1 protein-coding gene and 2 pseudogenes are annotated in these 1374 nt (G+C 73.7%); 1 reads left to right on the top strand and 2 read right to left on the bottom strand.

The annotated features are described in order from the left end of the window. On the top strand, window positions 1-830 hold an 830-nt coding region (locus tag AOK24_RS43675), incomplete at its 5' end, for a hypothetical protein (protein WP_079057284.1). Between the two features lie 2 nt (window positions 831-832). Here the strand turns inward: AOK24_RS43675 and AOK24_RS43670 are convergent. Both AOK24_RS43670 and AOK24_RS43665 read right to left on the bottom strand, forming a co-directional pair. Beyond that, window positions 833-1072, bottom strand: a pseudogene (locus AOK24_RS43670) (ubiquinone-dependent pyruvate dehydrogenase); the annotation flags it as partial. A 51-nt stretch (window positions 1073-1123) separates the two neighbouring features. Further along, window positions 1124-1374: pseudogene (locus AOK24_RS43665) on the bottom strand (protein phosphatase 2C domain-containing protein); the annotation flags it as partial.

The following is a 1374-nucleotide window of genomic DNA, read 5'->3' as shown; positions in this document are numbered from 1 at the left end:
CGCAGGCGGGGAACGACGTGCCGTCGCTGAGTTCGCGGCCGGGGAGGCTGACGCCGCGTCCGAGCGGGAGCGGCTCGCCGTCGCCGTCGGTGTCGCCCTCGGGGAAGGGGGGCGGGCCCTCAGCCGAGGCCGGGACCGGGGCCGGGCCCGGGGCGGGGGTGTCCGCGTCGCCGACCGGCTCCGGCGCGCCCGGCGAGCAGCCGTTCACCGGTACGCCCCTCACCTGGACCGTCGACTCGCACGTCTGGAACCAGGGCTGCGGCCACTACTACGTCATCGACCAGCCGCCCGCACAGGTCCCCCCGCCCCCGATGTCCCAGGACGCGCGCGCCTGGGCGACGGCCGAGGGCGGGCTGCACGGCAAGGAGACCATGGTCCGCGTCTCCGTGCAGGGCCGCTCGGACACGGCGGTCGTGCTGGAGGCGCTGCGCGTGCGCGTGGTCGGCCGGGGCACGCCCGCCGGCGGGAACGCGTACGCCATGGACCAGGGCTGCGGCGGCGCCCTCACGCCCCGCGAGTTCGCCGTCGACCTCGACAAGGACCGCCCGATCGCCCACTCGATGCCGGGCAACGACGCGGGCACCGAACTCCCCGCCGTCAGCTTCCCGTACCGCGTCTCCGCGAAGGACCCGGAGATCCTCCTCGTCACGGCGCGCACGACGGGCTGCGACTGCTCCTGGTACCTGGAGCTGGACTGGTCGTCACAGGGCCGCACGGGCACGGTACGCGTCGACGACGGCGGCCGTCCCTTCCGTACGACGGCGATCGCGGGCCTGCCGAGGTACGTGTACGACACGCTGAACCGGAACTGGCGTCCGTACACCGACTGATCTCAAGGGCGGGGGGTGTTCCACAAGTTGGAGCGGGCCGACTCCCCCGTCCAGCACGATCTTCGACGCCGCCAGCGCGAACCCGGTGACCATGTCGGCGCGCTGATCCTCGGCGGGATGCACAGCGCGCCCGGGTCGGTGACGACGTCGACGAGCGCCGGGCCCTTGTGCGCGAACGCGTCCTTGAGGGCCCCGGCGAGCTGCTTCGGCTTCTCGACGCGCACCCCGTACCCACGAACTGCTCCGCGATGTTCTGCTCGCCCGTACAGCCCAGTCAGGCACAGGTGCCGTGCTCACGCCTCCCAGACCGCCGCGGCCGTCCTGTCGTCCGCGTACCCCTTCACCCTGATCTGGATGTCCGCGAGAAACTCCGCGAGGCCCGGGACGGGGGCCCCGGCCCAGCGAGCGGTGAGGTGCCCGGCGAGCTCCAGCTCCCCCCGGAGGGGGTCTGCGAGGCCGGCCGTGCACATGAGGAGGGTGTCGCCCGGTTGGGCTACGGAGGTACGGAAGAGGAAGGGGTCGGGGGGCGGGAGGTGGTCGTAGG

Origin of the sequence: Streptomyces niveiscabiei (assembly GCF_001419795.1) — a bacterium.
GTDB classification, from domain to species: domain Bacteria; phylum Actinomycetota; class Actinomycetes; order Streptomycetales; family Streptomycetaceae; genus Streptomyces; species Streptomyces niveiscabiei.
This window is presented reverse-complemented; position numbering and strand designations above follow the sequence as displayed.